The sequence below is a fragment of the Microbacterium jejuense genome (assembly GCF_019511665.1).
GTDB classification, from domain to species: Bacteria; Actinomycetota; Actinomycetes; order Actinomycetales; family Microbacteriaceae; genus Microbacterium; species Microbacterium jejuense_A.
The window spans coordinates 28,680-45,324 of sequence record NZ_JAEUAW010000012.1; the positions used below are offsets into that span (position 1 = coordinate 28,680).

Annotated in this window: 16 protein-coding genes and 3 tRNA genes; 7 read left to right on the top strand and 12 right to left on the bottom strand. The window is 71.1% G+C overall.

Features of this window, described 5'->3' with window-relative positions:
• Positions 1 to 5 precede the first annotated feature (5 nt).
• From JNB62_RS14550 to JNB62_RS14560, 3 genes are all read right to left on the bottom strand, one after another.
• Positions 6 to 3,461 (bottom strand): SCO7613 C-terminal domain-containing membrane protein, encoded by a 3,456-nt coding sequence (locus JNB62_RS14550; protein WP_220301622.1) that lies wholly within the window; start codon positions 3,459 to 3,461, stop codon positions 6 to 8.
• Positions 3,462 to 3,813: 352 nt separating this feature from the next.
• The gene (locus tag JNB62_RS14555) at positions 3,814 to 4,074 is read right to left on the bottom strand and encodes a helix-turn-helix domain-containing protein (protein WP_220301623.1); all 261 of its coding nucleotides are present in this window, start codon (positions 4,072 to 4,074) and stop codon (positions 3,814 to 3,816) included.
• Positions 4,074 to 4,550, bottom strand: a complete 477-nt coding sequence (locus JNB62_RS14560) for a DUF2975 domain-containing protein (protein ID WP_220301624.1) — start codon at positions 4,548 to 4,550, stop codon at positions 4,074 to 4,076. The genes JNB62_RS14555 and JNB62_RS14560 overlap by 1 nt, the downstream gene beginning before the upstream one ends.
• 391 nt (positions 4,551 to 4,941) lie before the next feature.
• Here JNB62_RS14560 and JNB62_RS14565 point away from each other — a divergent pair, with 391 nt between their 5' ends.
• From JNB62_RS14565 to JNB62_RS14580, 4 genes are all read left to right on the top strand, one after another.
• Positions 4,942 to 5,871, top strand: a complete 930-nt coding sequence (locus JNB62_RS14565; RefSeq protein WP_220301625.1) for a hypothetical protein — start codon at positions 4,942 to 4,944, stop codon at positions 5,869 to 5,871.
• A gap of 132 nt (positions 5,872 to 6,003) precedes the next feature.
• The gene (locus JNB62_RS14570; RefSeq protein WP_220301626.1) at positions 6,004 to 6,558 is read left to right on the top strand and encodes a dihydrofolate reductase family protein; all 555 of its coding nucleotides are present in this window, start codon (positions 6,004 to 6,006) and stop codon (positions 6,556 to 6,558) included.
• Positions 6,559 to 6,579: 21 nt separating this feature from the next.
• Positions 6,580 to 7,281, top strand: a complete 702-nt coding sequence (locus JNB62_RS14575; protein ID WP_220301627.1) for a helix-turn-helix transcriptional regulator — start codon at positions 6,580 to 6,582, stop codon at positions 7,279 to 7,281.
• An 86-nt stretch (positions 7,282 to 7,367) separates the two neighbouring features.
• Entirely contained in the window at positions 7,368 to 7,766 is a 399-nt protein-coding gene (locus JNB62_RS14580; protein ID WP_220301628.1) for a VOC family protein, read from the top strand.
• Here the strand turns inward: JNB62_RS14580 and JNB62_RS14585 are convergent.
• Complete coding sequence (locus tag JNB62_RS14585) at positions 7,744 to 8,787, bottom strand: CorA family divalent cation transporter (protein WP_220301629.1); 1,044 nt, start codon at positions 8,785 to 8,787, stop codon at positions 7,744 to 7,746. The two genes, JNB62_RS14580 and JNB62_RS14585, sit on opposite strands and share 23 nt — an antisense overlap.
• Before the next feature lie 83 nt (positions 8,788 to 8,870).
• Positions 8,871 to 9,890, bottom strand: a complete 1,020-nt coding sequence (locus JNB62_RS14590; RefSeq protein ID WP_220301630.1) for an aldo/keto reductase — start codon at positions 9,888 to 9,890, stop codon at positions 8,871 to 8,873.
• A gap of 108 nt (positions 9,891 to 9,998) precedes the next feature.
• Here JNB62_RS14590 and JNB62_RS14595 point away from each other — a divergent pair, with 108 nt between their 5' ends.
• The gene (locus JNB62_RS14595) at positions 9,999 to 10,595 is read left to right on the top strand and encodes a TetR/AcrR family transcriptional regulator (protein ID WP_220301631.1); all 597 of its coding nucleotides are present in this window, start codon (positions 9,999 to 10,001) and stop codon (positions 10,593 to 10,595) included.
• Positions 10,596 to 10,611: 16 nt separating this feature from the next.
• On the opposite strand, the gene JNB62_RS14600 is transcribed toward JNB62_RS14595, so the two are convergent.
• From JNB62_RS14600 to JNB62_RS14610, 3 genes are all read right to left on the bottom strand, one after another.
• Complete coding sequence (locus JNB62_RS14600; RefSeq protein WP_220301632.1) at positions 10,612 to 10,977, bottom strand: VOC family protein; 366 nt, start codon at positions 10,975 to 10,977, stop codon at positions 10,612 to 10,614.
• Between the two features lie 41 nt (positions 10,978 to 11,018).
• Entirely contained in the window at positions 11,019 to 12,398 is a 1,380-nt protein-coding gene (locus tag JNB62_RS14605) for an MFS transporter (RefSeq protein ID WP_308291818.1), read from the bottom strand.
• Positions 12,399 to 12,518: 120 nt separating this feature from the next.
• Positions 12,519 to 13,127, bottom strand: coding sequence for a TetR/AcrR family transcriptional regulator (locus JNB62_RS14610; RefSeq protein WP_220301633.1), 609 nt, complete (start codon positions 13,125 to 13,127; stop codon positions 12,519 to 12,521).
• 146 nt (positions 13,128 to 13,273) lie between these two features.
• Here JNB62_RS14610 and JNB62_RS14615 point away from each other — a divergent pair, with 146 nt between their 5' ends.
• A complete protein-coding gene (locus JNB62_RS14615; protein WP_220301634.1) occupies positions 13,274 to 13,870 on the top strand; it encodes a hypothetical protein in 597 nt (198 codons plus the stop codon).
• Positions 13,871 to 13,965: 95 nt separating this feature from the next.
• Here the strand turns inward: JNB62_RS14615 and JNB62_RS14620 are convergent.
• From JNB62_RS14620 to JNB62_RS14630, 3 genes are all read right to left on the bottom strand, one after another.
• Positions 13,966 to 14,038: transfer RNA gene (locus tag JNB62_RS14620), tRNA-Phe, on the bottom strand.
• A gap of 72 nt (positions 14,039 to 14,110) precedes the next feature.
• Positions 14,111 to 14,184: transfer RNA gene (locus JNB62_RS14625), tRNA-Asp, on the bottom strand.
• A gap of 21 nt (positions 14,185 to 14,205) precedes the next feature.
• Positions 14,206 to 14,278 (bottom strand) — tRNA-Glu (locus JNB62_RS14630).
• A 319-nt stretch (positions 14,279 to 14,597) separates the two neighbouring features.
• Between JNB62_RS14630 and JNB62_RS14635 the strand changes: the two genes are divergently transcribed.
• The gene (locus JNB62_RS14635; protein WP_220301635.1) at positions 14,598 to 15,884 is read left to right on the top strand and encodes a M23 family metallopeptidase; all 1,287 of its coding nucleotides are present in this window, start codon (positions 14,598 to 14,600) and stop codon (positions 15,882 to 15,884) included.
• A 69-nt stretch (positions 15,885 to 15,953) separates the two neighbouring features.
• On the opposite strand, the gene ppa is transcribed toward JNB62_RS14635, so the two are convergent.
• Entirely contained in the window at positions 15,954 to 16,487 is a 534-nt protein-coding gene (gene ppa, locus JNB62_RS14640) for an inorganic diphosphatase (RefSeq protein ID WP_220301636.1), read from the bottom strand.
• Positions 16,488 to 16,645 lie beyond the last annotated feature (158 nt).

Consider the following 16,645-nt stretch of genomic DNA (forward strand, 5'->3'; position numbering starts at 1 on the left):
GCCCGTCACGAGAGGTCGCGCAGGCGCGCTGTGAGACCCGATCCGCCGTCGGCCCGGCGCTCGTACGCGACGGCGATGATGAGCAGCACGGCGCCGACGACCGACAGCGTGATCCACCACGGCATCGCCTCGATGCCACGGCCGATCTGCACCACGAAGGCGAGCACGTTCTCGACCGGCAGCACGACGATCCCGATGACGAACGGCGCGGCGAGCCGGCGCGTCGCCCCGACGAGGATCGCGACGAGGGCGATCGCCATCACGAGGATCGCCCGCCACGTGCGCGGATCGGTGTAGGTCGCGGCGACCGACGCGCTCAGCATCACGACGAGTCCGGGGGCGAGCAGCGCCCATGATCCGGTCCAGCCCGTCGGCCACGCCATCAGAGACGGGGTTGTGCGTGGCACCGCGTCCCCACGCATCGCCGCGGCGCCCGCCGCGAGCAGGAACGCGCCGAGCGGCAGTGAGAACCACTCCACGCGCAGGTCGCGCGGACTCCACGCGACGACCGCCGTCACGAACGACACCGCGAACAGGAACCACACCGGAGGCAGCCCGGTCGCACCGCGCAGTCCGCGCACGGCGACGGCGACCATGAGCGTCAGGAACCCGATCGCGAGCCCCCACATCGTCCAGATGACGAGCCAGTCCCGCTCGATCGCCGGCCAGGCGGCGATGCCGGCGATGAGCACCGCGGGAGCACCCAGCCAGCGCGTGCGCGCGAGCGCCGAGCCTGCCGTCGCGTGGCGGTGCAGCAGCCGTGCGGCGCTCGCCGCGGCCCCCGCGCCGATCAGCCCGAACGTCAGCGCGCCGACGATCGCCGGATCGGTCGGCGCCGCAGTGGCGCCGGTGCCCCACTGCACGCCCTGCACCGCTGCCGCGGCCGACGCGACGATGGCGACGGCGAGGGTCGGCGTGCGCAGCACGCGCAGGCGCCGTGCCCATGGCGCTGTCGCCCGAGAGAGGGCGAGGGATGCCGCCACCAGCAGCCAGGCCGATGCCACCAGCGCGTACGCCCGGGCCGGGCTGCCGCTGTCGTCGGCGAGCCACGAGGGGACGGCATCCCCTCGGCCCAGTCCCGCGGCGAACAGCACCGGGACGACCGCCGCGCCGAGCGCGACGGCGTACAGGCCCGTCGCGCGGCGGCCGCGCGCGGTCAGCACGACGGCGACGGTGGCGGCGCCCAGCGCGGGCGGGAGCAGGTAGGGCTCGAGACCTGTCACGCCCGCGATGCCCCACGCGCTCCACAGGGCGCCTGTGAACGCGGCGCCGGCGAGCGGCCACGCGTACCGGCGGGGCGAGGCCACCGCGGTCGCCGCGAAGCCGACGCCGAGGATCACGAGCACGAGCAGCGTCGTCGGAAGTCCTGCGGATGTGCGGACAAGCGACAGTCCGACCGCGATGGCCGCCGTGAGCAGTGCGGACGCCTCGATCGCGAGCCCGGCCGGGTGCCAGGCGGTGCGCGGCAGCCGGCGCGCGAGCGCCAGGCCGATGCGGTCGCCCGACGCGAGCGTCGCGCCGACGATCGCGGCGATGACCGGCAGCACGACCGGCGATCCGCTCATGGGCAGCGCCTGCGCTCCGAGGCACACGGCAACGACGGCGATCGACGGCACGAGGGCCGCGGCCGCGATCGTGCGCACCACGGGCGCCAGGGCGGGTCGGGTCGTGACCGTCAGCGCGAGGGCGAGGCAGAAGATGACGGCGGTCGACAGTGCCGTCCACCCGCTGCGCTCGAACACCACCTGCACCACGCCGATCGCGAAGGGCACCGCGGTGACGACGAGCACCGCGTACCACTCGCGGACGGGCACGCGCCGCGCGAACGTCGCGGCGATCGCGACCGCACCGGCGGCGCACGTGGTGAGGCAGACGGTGACGATCGTGTCGGCGCCGGCGCGGCCGAGGGCGGTCGCGAGCACCACGAGCGCGTACGCGAATCCCGCGCCGACGTGCACGAACCGGCCCTTGCGCGGCACCGTGACGGCGAGCATCCCGATCGTCGCGACCACGGCGGCACCCGCCCACACCGTCAGCGTCGGATCGCCCCACGACAGCACGGCGGCCAGCAGCACCGCCGCGTGCGCGCCCGCCACGAGCGGCATGCGGACGGCCGCCGACGCGTCCCGCAGCAGCGTGACGACGACCGCGCTCGCGCAGACCGCGGCGGTGAGCCCGATCGCGATGCGCGCCCACGGCTCGACCTCAGGCAGCGTCAGCACCGTCAGGAATGCCAGCGCCGCGTACCACGCGCCGAGGAACCCGAGCCAGCGCGTCCCGAGCGGCTGCGGCATCCCCGCGCCACCGGGTCCGTCGCCGACACCGGGCTCGCCCGGCTGGACCCCGGCGACAGGGGATGCCGCCACCGCGTCCGCTCCGTCGCCCGACGCCCGCGGGCTCACAAGCCGGTCGGCCGCGTCTTCGCGCGTGATCGCGGCGAACAGCGCGAGCGTCAGCGCGAGGTCGGCGAGGCCCGCCGTGATGGCCCACTCCCCGTCGGGGAGCAGCCGCACCCGACCGCGGCCGGCGACGGTCGCGGTGAGGGCCAGCAGCGCGATGAGCGTCGGCGCCACCGCGACTGCCGCGACCACCGCGACAGCGCCGATGAACAGCGCGCCGCGCGACACCATGCGGTGCAGGGGTGTCAGCGTGCCGACCAGCACCAGCCCGAGCCCTGCCGCTGTCGGCAGGGCGGCGATCCACGTGGCGGCCGCGGGGGACGACAGCGCTTCCAGGGTCGACGACGTCGCGGCGGCGACGATCGCGGCGCCCGCGATGCCGCTCCACGCCGCGCCGGCGGTGTGCTGCGCCGACGCGACGGCGACCGCGGCGATGGCGACGAATGTCGTGCACGCGAGGATCGCTGTGGGCGCGGCGGTCGCGGCGGAGAGGAACGGGATCGTCGCGATCGCGGTCACGACGAAGCCGAACTGCAGGACGGTGAGCGTGATCCGCTCCGGAGTCCGGGGCACGCGCGCGACGAGCGCGCCGGACGCCGCAGCCGAGGCGAGGCAGCCGGCCGTGGCCGCCGGCATCCATCCTCCGCCGAGACCGAGCAGCACCGGCACGAACGCGAGGGCCACGACGCCGCACCACAGCCACACCCGGATGCCCGCCCGCGGGCCGAGCAGTGCGAGCGCTCCGCCTGCGGCCAGCGCGGCCAGCGCCGCCGACACCCACCCGTTGAGCGCGAACGGCAGCGCCGCCGTCACCGTGAGCGCGACGAACGCGACTCCGAGCGCACCGACCGCCTCGGCCGAGAACCGCAGCCGACGGCGGGCGAGCAGCGGCGCGCCGGCCAGGAACGCCGCCGCGATCGCGCCGATGATCGCCGTGCGCGCCCACGGATCCTCGAGGTCGGGGTTGAAGAACGTGAACACGAGCGCGGCGACGGCGACCAGTCCTGCGCCCGCGACTGCCAGCACCGACTGCACCGACGCCGACGATCCGGGCGGGGGCATGGGGCCGGCCGTGCGGACCGGTCCCGACACTCCGACGCCCCCGGCGCCGGCCGCGGGGATGGATGCCGCCGGCCCGGGTGCGCCCGCCACCGCGGTCGTGGCGGCGGGGCCGGCACGGGCCGCGAGGGCACCCGGTCGAGTAGGGCCTGGCGCGCCTTGAGCGCTTCGACCGCGCGCTGCGACGCGACCCACAGGTCGCGGCCGATCGGCCCGGCGAAGTCGGCGCCGCACGCGGGGCAGCGACGCTGCGACACGATGCCTCCGGCGCACACCGGGCACCGGACGACGTCGAGCAGCTGGGCGATCGCCGTGTCGCTCCACGCCGGCGACCGGCGCGCCGGCGGGGCCGCGGTCATTCGGCCGCCCCGCCTTCGGAGGCCGTCGCGGCCGCGGCGGCGGACGGGTGGTCGTCGGGCACCCATTCCAGGATGTCGCCGGGCTGGCACTCCAGCACACGGCAGATCGCGTCGAGCGTCGTGAAGCGCACCGCCTTGGCACGGCCGTTCTTGAGCACCGACACGTTGGCGGGCGTGATGTCGATCGCGGCGGCGAAGTCGGTGACCGACATCTTCTTCTTCGCCAGCTGCACGTCGAGGTTGATGATGATCGGCATCACACCACCTCCGACAGGTCGGCCTCGAGCTGTGACGCCTTGCGCAGCAGTCCGCGCAGCACCACGATCAGCAGCGACAGGCCGGCGCCCACCACGACGCCGAGGAGCAGCAGCAGGGTGATCGAGGGCGTCATGAACCCGGTGAAGCTCAGAGCGACCAGCGCGATCAGCACGAGCAGGGTCGCGAACGCAACGGCCGCGAGGCTCACGTCGACGTCGGGAAAGGCGCTGTCGCTGAAGATGCTGTCTTCGCGCACGAGCGACAGCAGCCGCCACACGCAGACCAGCACCACCTGCACGCAGAGCAGGAAGAGGATGCCCACGATCGTCCCGGGAACCTCGAAGTACGCGATCTCGGAGTACCGGATCGCGGACTGCGCGGCGACGGCGGGCACGACGAAGATCTGGCAGATCAGCAGCAGGGCGAGCAGCCCGGCGATGAGAACCTTCAAGACCACGATCGTCGTGCGCTGCATCACTTCACCTATCGATAAACGGCATGTACCTATCGAAAAACAATAGTGGCGGCATCCGTCTCTCCCGCAAGAGCCGAACCTGAGGATCGCCTGCGAACGACGCACGGTCGCCCTCGCCTCGCGGTCTCGAGAAATCCGTGGCTACGCGTCATGAAACGGCGTCCTACCCGTCTTGCCCTGTGACGCGGTCCCTCGTCGGCCCGCTTGGGGCGGGAACGACGAGGACGGCGGCTGGGGAGCGGCGACTGGTTCGCCACTGGGGATTTCTTCGGGAGAAGGCTGATGCGCCCGCATCGCCTCATTGCTCTATGCGTCTCTTCCGCCGTCGGCGCCCATCGGCGACCGCTCGGCAGCGGTCGCCGTGACCGCTGCTCTGGGAAGGGGAGAGAGAATGAGGAAGAAAGTCACCTTTGTGGCGGCACTGCTGCTCGCGAGCGGTCTGACGGGTTTCACCGCGTCCGCTGCCGGCGCCGCGGAAACGGAGCCGCCGGTCTGTACGCCGTCACCCGCCTGGACCGAGACGATCCCTGCGGTCGGTGAGCCGACCATCGTGATCGACAACCCGGACTACGTCCCCGCCACGCCGGATCAGGAAGTCGTCACCGGATACGTGAAGTGGAACTGGACAGGCGGACCCGTCGAGGCCACTCCGACTCCGCCGCCGGGCGACGGCTGGCACGAGGTGGGCGTGACGAACGACACCAAGGGCGATCAGCCCGGCGTCGTGCACCAGGGCAACGGGAGCGCCAGCTACTTCTTCTTCGAGCCCATCATCACCATCGTGCCGGGGACTCCCGCTCAGGGTGAGCCGACGATCGAGGTCGACAACCCCGATTACGTTCCCGCGCAGACGATCGAGCACGAAGCGGTGACGTGCGAAGAGGAAGGCAACCCGCCGGTGAAGCCGCAGGCGCGAGTGGATGTCGGCGAGTGGCAGATCACCGACCTCGACTGCGAAGCTGCCACGCACACGCGCACCCGCACGATCACCACGACGGACTGGCGGTGGAACTCCTCCCAGGGCGCGTGGGTGGCTGCGCAGCCCAGCGTGACCACCGAGACGAGCGTGGAGCCCGCCACCGCGGATGAGTGCCCGACCGGCGAGCCGGCCGTCGTGCCCGAGCCGGCCGTCGTGCCCGAGCCGCCCGCGGCAGAAACGCCGCTTCCGCCCGTCGCGGACGCCCCGGCGGCGGACCGAGCGCAGTCGGCGTCGCTCGCGGCCACGGGCGGAGGGGTTTCGCCGTGGCTTGCTGTGGCGGGCGTCATCGCGCTGCTCGCAGGAGTCGGCGCGACGGTCCGGGCGTCCGTGGCCCGGCGCTGATCGCAGGTGACACTGCCGGAGTTCACCCTCCGCACGCAGGAACGGGCGTCCCGCGAACAGCGGGGCGCCCGTTCCGCGTCCGCGTCAGGACCGGTGTCGCGGGTGTCGGGTGCGGGGAGTAGCGTGCCGGACGTGGGCTCGCTGATCTACTTCAACTCCGCGTCACTGGACGGCTACATCGCCGGTCCGGACGGCCGCTGGGATTGGGCGACCCCCGACGCCGAGGTCCACTCCTTCGTCAACGAGCTGGTCGCGCCCGCGCGCGTCCACCTCTACGGCCGCAAGGTGTACGAGGTCATGAAGGTGTGGGACGACCTCGCCCTCGATGACCTCCCCGCCGCCGAGCGCGAGTTCGCGCTGCAGTGGCGCGACATCGACAAGATCGTGTACTCGTCGAGTCTCGGGGCGGTGACCACGCGGCGCACCGAGCTGCGTCCGATCTTCGACCCCGTAGAAGTGCGGGAGTTCGTGGATGCCTCACCCGCCCCGGTCGCGATCGGCGGAGGTCGGCTTGCCTCGGCCGCCGCCCGGGCGGGCGTGCTCGACGAGGTGCACGTCGTGGTCGCCCCCGCGGTCGTCGGCGGCGGCACGCGGTTCTTGGACGAGGGCCTGCGCCTGGACCTGGAGCTGTTCGACCAGCGACGCTTCGCGAACGGGTTCGTGTACCTCGGCTACCGCGTCGTCTGATCCGGAAGGGGTCGGCGACGCGTGAACCGCACCGATCGTCTCTATGCGCTCGTGGAAGAGCTGCGGGCCGTCGCGCCGCAGCGCCGCAGCGCGCGTTGGCTGGCCGAGCGGTTCGAGGTCTCTGTGCGGACGATCGAGAGGGATCTGTCCGCTCTGCAGCAGTCGGGCGTGCCGATCTGGGCCGAGGCCGGTCGCACCGGGGGCTACGCGATCGACACGGCGGCGACGCTCGGTCCGATGGGCTTCACCCCGGACGAGGCGCTCGCCCTGCTGATCGGACTCGGATCCCTGCGTCGCGGGCCGTTCCGGCACTCGGCCGGGGCGGCGATGCGGAAGCTGCTCGCGGTGATGCCCGACGAGGATGCCCGCCGCGCCACGCGGGTCGCGTCCCGCGTCCATCTGCTCGAGCCGGAGGCGGAGGACCCGGTTCCGCCGGAGTTCGCGGCGGCGCTTCGGGCCGACCGGGTCGTGCGGCTGGTCTATCGCGATCGCACCGGCGGCGTGAGCGAGCGCGAGGTCGAGCCCCTCGGCTCCATCGGCCGGGACGGCGTGTGGTACCTGATCGGCTGGTGCCGGCTCCGCGACGGCGTTCGGGCGTTCCGCGGCGATCGCATGATCTCGGTCCACGTCACCGACGAGCGCCCCGAGCCCCGCCGGCTCCGGCGGGAAGACCTCGAGATCCCATACGGGACGCTCCGCTCGGTCGTCCAGGATCTGGTCTGAAGAATCCTGGCGAACACCGACATGACGGTGTCGCGTGCCCTTGCAAGGCTGGTGGTCGTCGATTCCGCATCCGCCAGGAGGTACCCGTGCCGTTCGCATCCATCCGCATCATCACCGACGACGTCGATCGGCTCGCTGCGTTCTACGAGCGCGTGACCGGGCTGACCGCGGTGCGGCCGGCGCCCGTGTTCGCCCAGATCGGCGGCGGCGGGGCCACGCTCGCGATCGCGAGTCCGGCGACCGTCGCCATGCTCGGCGACACCCTCCTCGCCGCGTCGAACCGCTCGATCATCGTCGAGTTCGAGGTGGCGGACGTCGACGCCGAGTTCGCGCGACTGGAATCCGAACTGACGGACGTCGTCCTGCCGCCCTCGACGATGCCGTGGGGCAACCGGTCCGCGCTGTTCCACGACCCGGACGGGAACCTCGTCAACTTGTTCAGCCGGCCCGCCGCGCCGCCGGCTAGAGCCAGCGGCGACGCTTGAACATGACGTAGATCACGACGTCGATGGCGACGATGGCGATGCCGATGGCGAGCCAGCCGTACTCCCACTGCACGAGGGGGATGTTCTTGAAGTTCATCCCGTAGAGCCCTGCGATCAGGGTCGGCGGAGCGAGCAGTGCCGCGACGGCCGAGATGGTGCGCATGTCTTTGTTCTGTCGCGCGGCGACGTTGTTCTCGTGACTCGACAGGACGGCATCCAGCGCCTTGCTCTGGTTGTTGATCAGCGCAGCGGTGCCCGCCGCGTCGTCGAGGAGGTCGTGCAGATAGGGCACGATGTGCTCTTTACCGACCGTGAGCGACTCCAGGTGACTGGTGCTCTCGCGCAGGGCGGCGGCGATGCTCGACACCGCGCGGTCGACCCGGCCGATGTCTTTGCGGACCCGGTAGATCTCGCGGTGGTCCTCGTCGACGGAGTCGCTGAAGACCTGCTCTTCGAGCTTCTGCAGTTCCGTCTCGACGTCGGCGGCAGCCTTCGCGTACCCGTCGACGACGTCCGCCATGAACGTGTACGCGGCGGGCATCGCGCCGTTCCGCAGCTCGGGCGGTGCGTCCGCCAGCAGCCCGCGCAAGTCGGTGAGCCTGCCGCCTTCGGCGCGCTGCACGGTGAGCAGCCACCCGTCCCCGATGTACAGGAACGTCTGACCCAGCACCAGTCCCTCCCCGTCGGCGCTGTCCAGGATGCTCCACAGCATCACGAAGAGATGCTCGTCGAACTTCTGCACCTTCGGCTGCTGCCGGCCCGATGCCACGTCGGCCGCGGCGATGGGGTGGATGCCGAGGGTCTCGCGCGCCGCGTGGACGGTCTCTTCGTCGGGGTCGGTCACGTGAAGCCAGACGAACTGGTCGTGGCGGCGCGCCCGAGCGACGATCTCCGGGGTGGATCGGAGGTCGAAGTCGGCCAGCTCCTGCATGTCGGGTGTGACGAGGAACGCCTGCAGCCGCGGGGAGTCGCCGGCTCCCGGCTGCGCACGCGGTCCGTCGGGAACGGCGGTGTCGCCCATGGGGCGAGCCTAAGGCGCTCCCGGTGCGCACGTCACCCGGCGCACCGGCGTGGCGAGGCCGTTGCCTCGCCACGCCGCGTCCGTCACGCCGCCGAGCGCTCCTGCGGCGCTCGCCGCCGCAGTCCGGGGGAGAGGATCGGCAGGGTGTTGTACTCCTGGTCCATCCGTCCGACCCCGGTGCCCGGCGGGACGATCTCGTCGATCCGGTCCAGGACGTCGTCCGTGAGCTGCACGTCGGCCGCGGCGAGCAGGTCGTCGAGCTGCTCCATGGTCCGGGGGCCGATGAGCGCTGCCGTCACACCCGGATGGGCGATGACGAAGGCGAGGGCGAGGTGCGTGAGAGGGATGCCGGCGTCCTCGGCCAGCGCGACGAACTGCTCGACGGCGTCGATGCGGCGTTCGTCCCGGAGCGCGGCGAACATCCGGGTCCGGCGCAGGTCGCTCTCCTGGCCTCGGCGGACGCGGCCGGTGAGCATGCCGCTCGCGAGCGGGCTCCAGATGACCGTGCCCATGCCGTATTTCTGGGCCATCGGCAGCACTTCGCGCTCCACGCCCCGGTCGAGCAGGGAGTAGTGCGGCTGCTCGACGCGGAAGCGCTCGAGGCCCCGCCGCTCTGCCGCCCACTGCGCCTCGACGATCTCGGAGGCGGGCATGTCGGACGAGCCGATGGTGCGCACCTTTCCGCTGCGGACCAGGTCGGTCAGGGCCGAGAGGGTCTCTTCGATGTCCGTCGCCGGGTCGGGGCGGTGCATCTGGTACAGGTCGAGGTGGTCGGTCTGCAGTCGACGCAGCGAATTCTCGACGGCCGTGATGATCCACCGGCGGGATCCGCCCTGGTGGTTCGGGTCGTCGCCGATCGGGCGCGAGAACTTCGAGGCGAGGATGACGTCGTCGCGGCGCCCCTTGAGCGCGCGTCCGACCATCTCCTCGGAGTCGCCGTAGGCGTCGGCGGTGTCGACGAGGTTGATCCCCGCATCGAGCGCGCGCCCGACCATCTGGTCGACCTCCTGCTGATCGCTGTTGCCGAACGAGCTGAACATCATCGCGCCCAGCGCGAAGGGCGAGACCTGGATGCCGGTGCGACCGAGTACGCGGTACTTCATGGTGTCCTCCAACCGGTGTCCACACCTCGAACGCGATAGGCTCGAACAAGCGGAACACCTTTCCGCAACTATACGGAACGCTGTTCCGTTTGCAAAGGGGGATCTGCGATGACCGTCGGCCCAGAGACCGCCGAGCCCCGCCGCAAGCGCGCGGACGCGGTGCGCAACACCGAAGCGGTGCTGCAAGCGGCCAAGTCCGCCTTCGCTGAGCTCGGCGTCGATGCGCCCATGCGTGAGATCAGCGCGCGCGCGGGCGTGGGCGTCGGCACGATCTACCGCGCCTACCCGCAGCGCTCGGACCTGATCACCGCCGTCTTCCGGCGCGAACTGGACGCGACCGCGGCGGAGGCGGACCGGCTCGCGGCGGAACATCCTCCCGCTGAGGCGATCCGTCTGTGGGCCGAGAGTCTGGCCCGGTTCGTCGGCACCAAGCGCGGCCTGGCGGCGGCGCTGCACTCGGGCGATCCGGCGTATGCTCCCCTGCCGGAGCAGTTCATCGGGGTCCTCGGGCCGAGAGTGCAGCGCATCCTCGACGCCGGCGCGGCCAACGGGACGATCCGCCCCGGCGTCCCTGCCAAGGAGCTCATCCATGCGCTGAGCCGCCTCGTCGACAGCCGCACCGAATCCGGAGCGTACGACGGCCTGATGGTGGGCGTCCTGCTCGACGGGCTGACGGCGGCGTCTGCGCAGAGCGCTTCGTCCTGAGGCCTGTGGAGCGGCGCTAGTGCTGTTGCGGCGGGACGACCCCCACGCCGAACTCGTTCCCGTCGGGGTCGTGGAAGACGGCCTTGAGCACTCCGTCACCGTAGTCCTCGAGGTCATCGCGGATGACCCCGCGCTCCTCGGCGTCGCGGAGGAACCCCGTGAGGTCACCTACCAGAATGGTCACGAGGCTGTTCCCGGGTGCGCCTTGGCCCGTCTTGAGATAGACGAACCGATGCTCGTCGACGGTCCAGACCGCCTCCGTGTCGTCGGGCCGGAAGGACGGCTCGGCGCCGAGCAGACGTGTGTACCAGTCGACGGAGACCGCCAGGTCGTCGACGAGGATCCCCGCGAAGAGGTCGAGGGGCCGGGCGTTCGTAGGCATCAGGGTGTGCTCCAGTCTGCGTGTCAGGTGTTCTCGGGACGTCAGCGTCGTTCTTTCGGACGGACGAGGCAGAGCAGGCCGGCGACGGCGGCGACCACTGCGGCGAACCAGTAGCCGGAGGCGAATGCGTCCGCGGCAGGAGTGACCAGCGCCGCCGCGGCGACGCTGGACACGGCGGCGACGCCTGTCGCCGCGCCGAACTCGTGGAAGGTGCTCAGAGCGCCCGATGCGACTCCGGCTTCGTGGGGCTGGACGGCGGAGAAGAGGCTTGCGGCTGCGGAGACGAATCCCGCGCCGATGCCGAAGCCGGCCGCCGTCGTCGACACGATCAGGGCGACGACGGACGGGATCGCGGCTGCCGCGGCCATGCTGATCGCGGCGATCATCAGGCCGGCCACCGAGACGGCGCGCACGCCCCAGCGGGGGAGGACTCGTCCGGCGAGCGCGGAGCCAAGGATCGTTCCGGCCGCGACCGGAAGGAACGACAGCCCCGTCTCCAGCGCCGTGAGCTCGTGCGATCGCTGCAGCCCGAACGATCCGAGGAAGAACACCGAGATCATCAGTGCCGTCGCCACGAACACGAGCGCGAGACCACGCACGATCGGCCTGCGGCGAAGCATCCCCGGTTCGACCAGCGGCGTGGACGCAGTCCGGATGCGCCACGCGAACAGCGCGTACCCGGCGATCGCTACGGCCGCGGGAAGCACCGTGTGCACGCTCACCCACCCCGAGTCGCCGGCCGAGATCAGCCCGTAGACCACCGCGCCCGTGGATGCCGTGGCCAGGACGGCGCCGGCGACGTCGAGCCTGCCGCCGTCCCCCGCGAGCGGCGGCACCCACCTCCGCAGCGCAACCAGCAGCAGCACACCCAGCGGGACGTTCACGTAGAACACCCACGGCCAGCCCGGCCCGGAGGTGAGGACGCCGCCGAGAAGGACGCCCACGGCCGCCCCGGCTCCCCCGAGGGCCGACCACACGCCGAGTGCTCGCGTCAGTTCGGCTCCGCTGAAGGTGCGCACGATCACCGACAGGGCGGCCGGCGACATCATCGCCGCCCCCACGCCCTGCAGCGCCCGAGCTGCGAGCATCGTTTCGACGCCGGACGCCAGACCGGCGAGCATCGACGCGGCGGTGAACACGACGAGTCCGGCGAGCACGAGCCTTCGCGGGCCGACGATGTCGGCTGCTCTGCCGCCGAGCAGCATCAGCCCACCGAAGGCGAGCGCGTAGATGCTCGCCACCCAGGCGACTCCCGCACGGTCGAGCCCCAGATCAGCGCCCAGGTCTGGAAGGGCGACGGCGACCACGGTCACGTCGATGATCAGCATCAGCTGTGCGATCCCGAGTGCGGCCAGGATCAGCCAGCGTCGCGGATCCAGCGGCGCCGATGCCGCGGTGGCGGCGAACTGCGGGTCGGTCACGAGGGGGCACCTCCTCTAAATCGAACGGCAGTGTACGAGTAAAGGTATCTCGTACATCCATGTTCGACAAGAGCGGGAGACGGACCCGCCCCGCCTCTGCCCGTGGGTGGCGGCGTGCCTCTACCGGAGGGCTGCGAGCGCCGTGTCGCGGACGAGTCCGGGCGCGTCCTCCGCCGCGATCTCCCCGCGGTACACCGCGGTCGATGCCCCGTGGAGGATCGCCTGGATCACGGTGACCTGCCACTCGATCGGGGTGTCGTCCCGGAACGCCCCCGCGGCGCGACCCCGCTCCAGCAGCGCGCGGACGCGCGCGGCCGGCTCGTCGTGCACGCGCTGCAACTGCTCGGGTGACAGGGCCTGCGAGGCGGCGATCACCAGGGCTCCGTAGCGGTGCGTCAGCTCCCACGAGGCTTCCAGCAGTCGTGCGAGTGCGGCCCGAGGATCGCCTTCGAGGTCCAGAGTGGCCAATTGCCGGTCGCTCTGGGCGATAGCTCGATCCGCCACCGCGCGAAGCAGCGCCGCCCGCGAGTCGAAGTGGCCGTAGAGCGTGATGCGCCCCACGCCCGCACCTTTGGCGATGTCGTTCAGGCTCGCGTCTGCATCGACCGCCAGCATCCGTGTCGCCGCGTCGATGATCGCCTCGATGTTCCGCAGTGCATCAGCGCGCTTTGGCCGCTTGGTCTCGGCTGTCTTCGCCGGTTCGCCGCTCTTGGTCCGGACTTCCGCCATCGGCCCACCCTTCAGGTCAAACACCGATGTTCACTTTATCCGGAAGTCGGCGCCCGGCCTGGTCGTCGCCCCCCTTCCGTGAAACCTGAACACGGCTGTATAGTCTCCGGTACTTGTACATCAATGTTCAAGAAAGTGGGCGGAAGATGAGCGCTCCCCCTTCTGTGGCGGACGAGTCGCGTTCCATCGGGCGCAGGGAGGATCGCCGCGGGCTGTCGTGGCGCCGCGTGTGGCCCGCCGCTCTCGGCGTGCTCGTCGCCGCCGGCACGGCGTACGGGCTCGGCGACGCCCGCGACGCCGCTCCGGTCGTGGTCGCCTCGGGGCTGGTCTACCTGGCCGCGGGTGCCACGGGCCGCCGCGCGGCAGCGTGGATCGCGTTCGCCGTCACGTTCGCGCTGATCGGCCTCGACAAGTTCGCCGCCGTCGATGCGCTGCCCTGGCTGTTCGCGTTGGCCGCCGTGCTCCTGACGTTCGGACTCGTCACCCGGCGCACTCGCCCGTGGTGGGCGTTCCCGCTCCAGGTCGCGGGCATGGCGGCATTCGGCGCGCTGGCGTACGTGGCCGTGCAGCTCAGTCCCGCAGTCGGGGGCGTGCTCGTCGGCGCGGCGCTGCTCGGCCATGCCGCGTGGGACCTCGTCCATCATCGCGCGCACCGCGTCGTGGACCAGAGGTTCGCGGAGTTCTGCGCCGTGCTCGACGTCCTCGTCGCCGTCGTCGTCGTGGTGCTCGCGCTCCGGTCGTGACGTCGTCGTCATCTTGCGACTCGCGGAAAAGACGAAACCCCCGCGATGTAGAAGCTACGCGAGGGTTCCTGGGGTGATTGTAACGATCACCCTTGTGGCTCCGACCGGCATCGATCCGGTGACCTTTCGATTTTCAGTCGAACGCTCTACCAACTGAGCTACAGAGCCGAGCGGCACATGCAAGATCTGCCGCTTCCTAGACGAAAGGCCCTCTTCAAGAAAAGGGCCCGTCGCTCGGAGCGACCCTGACGGGACTTGAACCCGCGACCTCCGCCGTGACAGGGCGGCACGCTAACCAACTGCGCTACAGGGCCATGCTTATTGAATTGTGGGCGTGACCCCAACGGGATTCGAACCCGTGCTACCGCCGTGAAAGGGCGGCGTCCTAGGCCGCTAAACGATGGGGCCGGGTGAACCGCAGGGGCTCACTGCCGAGGACCAAGCATACGTAAACATCCGGCAAAACGCGAATCGAGGGCGTGGCGCCCTTGTGGAAGGCCCGCTCCGGGGAGACACTGGCGGGGTGACCGCTCCCCGAAGGCGGCGTTCGACGTGCGGAGCTGGGGGTTGCGCATGTTACCGATGTTGCTAATGTGAAAAACGTTGACGTCGCGAGGGGGGAGGACCCGTGCAGCCCGACAACGTCACCACGAAGGCGTCCGACGAGGTAGATCCCGAGTGCGGATGCGCCCCTTCGCCTGCCGAGCAGAAGCGTCTGTGGCCGGGCATGAACCGCCGCACCGCGCTGGGCATCGGCATCCTGGGCGTCGCCGCCCTGAGCTCTTTCGGTACCGCGCTCAACCCGTTCGGCAGTCGCGCCTACGCCGCGGACTACCCCTCGTGGGACGACGTCCAGGCCGCGAAGGCCAACGAGACGGCCAAGGCCGCCGAGATCACCAACATCCAGAACCTCATCGCGGGTCTGGAAGCCGAAGTCGCCGCCAAGCAGCAGCTGGCCAAGCAGGCCGGCGACGAGTTCTATGCCGCGCAGCAGGAGTTCTTCGTCGCCGCATGGCGTGCCGACGAGCTGCAGCGGCAGGCCGACGAGCAGGCAGCGGCGGCCGACGACGCCGCCACCAAGGCCGGTCGTGTCGCCGCACAGCTGTACCGCAACGGCGGCGACGACACGTCGATGGAGCTGTTCTTCTCGGGATCCGCCGCGGGGGCCGATGATCTGCTCACGCGCCTGGGCACGATGGACAAGCTCGTCGAGCGCAACCAGGATCTCTACGCCCAGGCGGTCACCGCCCGCGACTCGGCCCAGAGCCTCAGCGACCAGGCTGCCGTGCAGCGCACGGAGCGCGACAGGCTGCAGAAGATCGCCGAAGAGAAGATGATCGCCGCTCAGCAGGCCGCCGAGGCTGCCCAGGCTGCGCTCGACGCGCAGAACGCGAAGAAGGGCGAACTCGAAGCGCAGCTCGCGGCCCTGCAGGACACCACGGCGAGGACCATCGCCGAGTACCAGGAGGGCGAGCGCATCCGCAAGGAGGCGGAAGAGAAGGCACGGCGCGAGGCAGAAGAGAAGGCCCGACGCGACGCGGAAGCAGCGTCGGGCGGTGGCGGCGGAGGCGGCGGTGGCGGAGGTGCCGTCGTCGGCTCCGGCTGGGCCCGACCGTCGTCCGGCTGGCAGAGCTCGGGGTACGGCTGGCGAGCGAGCCAGTGCGGCAGCCAGGGCTGCGCCAGCACCTTCCACGCGGGCGTCGATCTCGCCGCAGGCTGCGGAGCCGGGATCTACGCGGCGTCCGCGGGCCGCGTGGTCTACGCCGGCTACAACGGCGGCTACGGCAACTACGTCAAGATCGACCACGGCGGCGGCATCGGAACCGGCTACGGTCACATCCGCAACGGCGGCATCTTCGTGGGCGTGGGCCAGTGGGTGTCGGCGGGCCAGCTCATCGCGAGCGAAGGCAACACCGGTCGCTCGTTCGGCTGCCACTGCCACTTCGAGGTCTACGTCAACGGCGGCACCGTCAACCCGGTGCCGTTCATGGCCGCCCGCGGCATCTCGGTCTGACAGGCCCCCAGAACAGAGAGAAGAGGTGGATGCCGGGCGCCCGGCATCCACCTCTTCACATGTCTGTCGTCAGAGCGTGTTGGGCGCGATGCCCTCGCCCTGCGTGAGCGTCTGGCCCTCGTGCTCCTTGAAGCGGTCGAACGCCTCGCCGACCAGGCGCTCGGCCTCGGCGGCGTCGGCCCACTCGTCGACCTTGACCCACTTGTTGGGCTCGAGGTCCTTGTAGTGCTCGAAGAAGTGCGCGATCTCTTTCTGCAGGTACTCCGGGATGTCGGCGACGTCCTGGATGTGCGCCCAGCGCGGGTCCTTGGCGAGCACGGCCACGACCTTGTCGTCGCCGCCGGCCTCGTCGCTCATCTTGAGCACGCCGACGGGGCGGACGCTCGCGAGGATGCCCGGCGCGAGGTCGACGTCGAGGATCACGAGCACGTCGAGGGGGTCGCCGTCCTCGCCGAGGGTGTTCTCGAAGAACCCGTAGTTGGTGGGGTAGCCCATCGGCGTGTACAGGATGCGGTCGAGGAACACACGGCCCGTGCCGTGGTCGACCTCGTACTTCACGCGGCTGCCGCGCGGGATCTCGATGACGGCGTCGTACGCGCCCATAGTGGTGCTCCTTCGGAAAGTCTGCGGATGCCGCGACCAGCCTAATCCGCCACCGTCCCGGTCGTTGAGCGGAGCGAGGACACTTCGTCTCATCGCTGCGCTCCTCGCTCAGCGACCGACTCGCGGAGACGGAACGTCGCACCCCGCCGTCGATACCC